We start from the raw sequence: 4,629 nt of genomic DNA on the forward strand, positions 1-4,629 counted from the left end.
AGACGAAGAAGAAGGTGATAGTTCGGTCCGTAATAGACCCAATAGCAAGAATAGACAAAAAAGGGAATATACAAATTATTCAAATTCATAAATGGCTATATGATGAATCTGGAGATTTCGTTGATGAAGACTTATATGAGGCACTCAACAATGGAGAAGTTGGAATATACTTAACTTTGCAGTATATGATCATTGATATTGAAAATTAATTATTTTATTTTTAGTCAGTTTGAGTTCTTAGTCTCTAGAGCCTAATGGTTACTACACATAAGACCTTATTAAGTATTACCTATTGATGGGCACATATTCTTTATAACTCTTGATAAGTAAAAAAATTATGTAGGCTAAAAATAAAACTATTTAAAAAGAAATCTTTATCTATTTAAATATGAATATTTAATATTTTTAATTCAATCCCTATTGCTAGTGCTTAAATATTATGCCAATATGAAGTTGGAGATATTTCCGAATAGATATTTCCTATTTCAGGTCTAAGCGTTTTTTTTCGCTAAGCCCATTTCTGAATAAAAATAGGAAGTGGGCTTTTTTATTTTTAAATATTTCAGTATTATCAGTGTGTTGCTTTAAGTAACACTAAACCTTATTGATCAGCGCAAATATCAAAAAAAGGGGGAGCTTGCCTACTAGGCAAGCTTTTTAAATTGATGATTTAAACACAATAATCCATTTTAAAGCTCAATAGAAAGATCAAACTTCCATAGCTTTTATTTGTACTAATTTATTGAATATAATCGTTTTTATAATTTTTAAAATTTCCTTAAACTAAAAATGGAAAATTTCTTGTTGCAACATTGTTATAATAGGACTACCTTAAGAAAAATACTTTATAAAAATGAGGAGCTGCTGAAATGACACAGTATCTCATGTTTGCGGAAAATATTTATAACAAAATTAAAGATGAGGAATTGTTTTCACATGACTGTATTGAAAATATGAACTTACTTATGACATGTATACGCAGAGAAATTAAGGGAACAAAATTTAAATTAAAATATAATTTTATTGATTTTGTTGAATTGTTTAGTAAACAATTAGATGAATGTAAAGTAAAAATAGATGTGAGTTTGATTCCTCCTCATAATTCAGAAGGTGAGTATATTTTATGGTTAGCTGGATTTATCGAAAAAATTACAGAAGGTGGACCTAAACCACCTCCGCCTATAAAGAAATTTATTCCAGAGTATATGAGCTTGAAATATGAATTAGATTTTTTACCTTTAAATGAGGAAAAAATTCAAACCGAAGGTAAAGAAATTACGGATTACTTTAATTCAAAGCTTTATAAGGCAACTTTTAAGAAATAATAGTTAGTTGTCTCTATTTTTAGCCACCGCCTTAGGGCGGTTTTTTTATGGGTAAGAATAATGGATTCTACAGAATACTTTTGGCTTACTCGGAAAAAAGAACCTAAAACTAAACCTAAAAGCTGGCCACTGCCAAAGCCTACACAAAAATATCTAGAGGCAGAAGAAGAATTTACTGAAACTTTAGATAATCTGGAAATTAAATATGAAAAGAAATTTCAGTTTAAGTCTACTAAGCACTGGCGGTTTGACTTTCATTTAATTGAGTATCGAATACTAGTTGAAATTGCGGGTGGTCCATGGTCTGGCGGTCGTAAGGGCAAACTTAAAAATAAAGCTTGTAGTCTTGATCGTTACGATGTGGCTGAAGAGATGGGCTACACCGTAGTTCGCATAGAGACAGCTTCAAGATGCCGCATTGATGAGTCTGGACCTTTGCAGTTACGGACTGAATACGCTAGTGAATGGCTAAAAAATTTAAAGAGGCAAATATTTAATGGATCAGATCACACCATTTCCTCCAACTGATTTTATTGACCAAGCAGATGAAGAGGAAGCGATTCGCATAGTACCTGCGTCTGATTTAAAAAATTGGGTAGTTGCTAATTTTCTTACACTTGGTGGACCTTTACATAATCCAGATCATGACCATATCGCTGAGATGCTTCATGACAATGAGGGGTTTTTGGCTTCTGCATGGGCTTCTACTGCTTATACGAGAACTAAGCGCATGGTGCTCGGCCAATGTGAAAAGGTTATGTTTCAACAAGGCGGCTGGAAGAAAGCCCGTCAAGAGCAGCAAATGCGTGATTGGTTCGGTTTTGTTCCAATTTACTTAATCACTATCGATGCAAGCTTTTGTGAAAAGGCAAACGATAACGAGTTTTGTGCTTTGTTTGAACATGAGCTCTATCACATTGGTGTAGAGCGAGATTCGGACGGTGAGATTATTTACAGCGATCATACTGGCTTACCAAAGCACTATTTAGCTGGCCACGATGTGGAAGAGTTCATCGGTGTTGTTAAGCGCTGGGGAGCTAATGACAGTGTTAAGCGGCTTGTTGAAGTCGCTAAAAACCCGCCGTTTGTTTCTGATTTAGATATTTCTAAATGCTGTGGAAACTGTGTAATTACCTGAGCCTTTTGGCTCATTTTTTTTGCCATGTTTCCTTGACGTACCTTGACGGATAGAGAGAAATGGCGACATTAAACAAAAAGCAGAAACTCTTTATTGTACAATCGCTTGCTGTGTTTAACACCCCTCAAGAAACAGTAAGTCTCGTCAAGGAGGAATTTGACATTGATGTTTCGAGACAGCAGGTAGAGTCATATAACCCTACAAAGTTTGCTGGGAGAGACTTAAGTAAGGAACTCAAAGAAATTTTCGAAAATACACGGGAAGAGTATTTGAGTCAGCCACTAAATAAAATCAGTGGAGCAAATGACATTGTTCAGTTGAAGATTTTAAGTGATTTGCTTTGGACTAAAAAAACAATGTGACCATGACAATTAAGATCGTGGACCAAATACAAAAGATCATGAAAGGGTTTTATGAGAAGAAGGGGGAACAAAATAATAAAGGTGGTAATTCTGAAGCGAACCAAACTAAAGCTGAAGTAGAACTTGAGATTAAAAAACTTGAACTTCTGAAGTTACAACGTGAGGTAAATCCACCTGAAGAGGATTACAAGCTTGTGCTGAATCCTGATGAGGAGATACCAAATGAGCCAATGCTTTAATCCTCCAGAAGGTTCAGTTCAATTAACGCCTAAGCAAGCCAATATTTATTTGTGGGGCTGGCAAAAAGAAGCCCGATTACGTGATGCTGTTTGTGGCCGACGTTTCGGTAAAACATTCTTGGCCAAAGCGGAAATGCGAAGAGCCGCAAGCCTAGCGGCTAAATGGAATGTTTCGGTAGAGGATGAAATCTGGTATGCAGCGCCTACCTTTAAGCAAGCAAAACGGGTTTTCTGGAAGCGACTAAAACAAGCTATTCCAGCATCTTGGCGAGCTGGTAAGCCTGAAACGAGCCTGTAAATTATTTTGTGTAAGTTCCATTTTTTATAAATGATCTTTTAATCGATCATCGAACTGAATCGTAAACCAATTCATCGCTAAACGCCAATTTTGAATTGGCATTGTCCATTTTTTAGCAGCATTTGAAGTTGCTAAATAAATGACCTTTTTCACTGAATCATCAGAAGAGAAGATCTTTCTCTTTTTAGTTGAATGGCGAATCACGCTATTCAATGATTCAATTGCATTTGTTGTATAAATCGCATGACGTATTTCAGCAGGATAGCTAAAGATCGTTCGGATATTTTCCCAATTTGCCCGCCAGGATTTTCCAATTTTTGGATACTGATGATTCCATTGATCGCAGAAGATACCTAGGGAATTTAAAGCATTTTCTTCTGTACTTGCCTGATAGATCGCCTTCAATCCTGCTGTTACAGCTTTGTAGTCCTTCCAGCTCACAAATCTCAGGCTATTGCGTACAACATGCACGATACACAGCTGGATGTCAGTATGAGGGTAGACAGAGGCTATCGCATCAGGAAAGCCTTTTAGCCCGTCTACACAGGCAACAAGAATATCTTGCACTCCTCGATTTTTAAGCTCTGTCATGACTGACAGCCAGAATTTGGAACCTTCTGTTTGAGCAAGCCACCTGCCAAGAAGTTCTTTTTGGCCATCCAAGTTAATGCCTAATGCTAAATAAACTGATTTATTGATTACTGTTGAATGCTGACGAACCTTAACAACAATGCAATCTAAATAGACAACAGGATAAAGACTATCGAGTGTTCTATTTTGCCATTCTGTCACTTGTTCAATGACAGCATCCGTTACCTTACTAATAAGGGAGGCAGATACATCGGCATCGTACATTTCTTTAAAAAAAGCAACAATTTCTCTATTTGTCATTCCTTTCGCATATAGCGAAAGAATTTGATCATCCATGCTAGTAATGCGCGTTTGATGCTTCTTAATAATCTGTGGTTCAAAAGAGCCGTCACGATCACGAGGGATATCTAAAGCAAGCTGCCCATCTTGTGTTAGAACTGTTTTGGAGCTAAAACCATTACGTGCATTAGATCCTTTCTTAGGTTGATGCTTTTCATAGCCTAAATGTTCAGAAGGCTCAGTATTCAGAGCGGTTTCGATCATGAACTTTTTAAATATGGCTGTCATTTGGTTTAAATCTTCAGGAGTTTTTAAACCTTTAGCTAATTCAGCTGCCATACTTTTGATTGTAGCTTCATCCATGTGAAGTACCTCTTTTTATTATCCTCAGTAGGAT

General features: G+C 36.2%; 5 protein-coding genes and 2 pseudogenes. 6 read left to right on the forward strand and 1 reads right to left on the reverse strand.

All coding sequences use genetic code 11. The annotated features are described in order from the left end of the window. The 6 genes and pseudogenes from MKL36_RS16770 to MKL36_RS16795 form a co-directional block, all read left to right on the forward strand. Positions 1-209: hypothetical protein (locus MKL36_RS16770; protein WP_031969189.1), on the forward strand; the 209-nt coding region annotated here is incomplete at its 5' end. A gap of 660 nt (positions 210-869) precedes the next feature. Next, complete coding sequence (locus tag MKL36_RS16775) at positions 870-1,325, forward strand: hypothetical protein (RefSeq protein WP_031989511.1); 456 nt, start codon at positions 870-872, stop codon at positions 1,323-1,325. 60 nt (positions 1,326-1,385) lie between these two features. Continuing rightward, the gene (locus MKL36_RS16780) at positions 1,386-1,853 is read left to right on the forward strand and encodes a hypothetical protein (protein ID WP_005071563.1); all 468 of its coding nucleotides are present in this window, start codon (positions 1,386-1,388) and stop codon (positions 1,851-1,853) included. Continuing rightward, positions 1,822-2,463 carry a putative metallopeptidase gene (locus tag MKL36_RS16785; protein WP_021511117.1) on the forward strand — a complete coding sequence of 214 codons (642 nt, stop codon included), beginning with the start codon at positions 1,822-1,824 and terminating at the stop codon, positions 2,461-2,463. Before MKL36_RS16780 ends, MKL36_RS16785 begins: the two co-directional genes overlap by 32 nt. Before the next feature lie 59 nt (positions 2,464-2,522). Continuing rightward, positions 2,523-3,064: pseudogene (locus tag MKL36_RS16790) on the forward strand (DUF2280 domain-containing protein). After that, positions 3,048-3,347: pseudogene (locus MKL36_RS16795) on the forward strand (terminase); the annotation flags it as partial. The pseudogenes MKL36_RS16790 and MKL36_RS16795, both read left to right, overlap by 17 nt. A 39-nt stretch (positions 3,348-3,386) precedes the next feature. On the opposite strand, the gene MKL36_RS16800 reads toward MKL36_RS16795, so the two are convergent. Beyond that, the gene (locus MKL36_RS16800) at positions 3,387-4,595 is read right to left on the reverse strand and encodes an IS256 family transposase (protein WP_021511398.1); all 1,209 of its coding nucleotides are present in this window, start codon (positions 4,593-4,595) and stop codon (positions 3,387-3,389) included. Between the last annotated feature and the right edge of the window lie 34 nt (positions 4,596-4,629).

Source organism: Acinetobacter sp. AOR12_HL, assembly GCF_027855275.1.
GTDB classification, from domain to species: Bacteria; Pseudomonadota; Gammaproteobacteria; order Pseudomonadales; family Moraxellaceae; genus Acinetobacter; species Acinetobacter baumannii.

Bases quoted from the DNA above. Each gene is read 5' to 3' on its own strand.
- MKL36_RS16775 (WP_031989511.1), top strand. From the start codon at position 870: ATGACACAGTATCTCATGTTTGCGGAAAATATTTATAACAAAATTAAA.
- MKL36_RS16780 (WP_005071563.1), top strand. From the start codon at position 1,386: ATGGATTCTACAGAATACTTTTGGCTTACTCGGAAAAAAGAACCTAAA.
- MKL36_RS16785 (WP_021511117.1), top strand. From the start codon at position 1,822: ATGGATCAGATCACACCATTTCCTCCAACTGATTTTATTGACCAAGCA.
- MKL36_RS16800 (WP_021511398.1), bottom strand. From the start codon at position 4,595: ATGGATGAAGCTACAATCAAAAGTATGGCAGCTGAATTAGCTAAAGGT.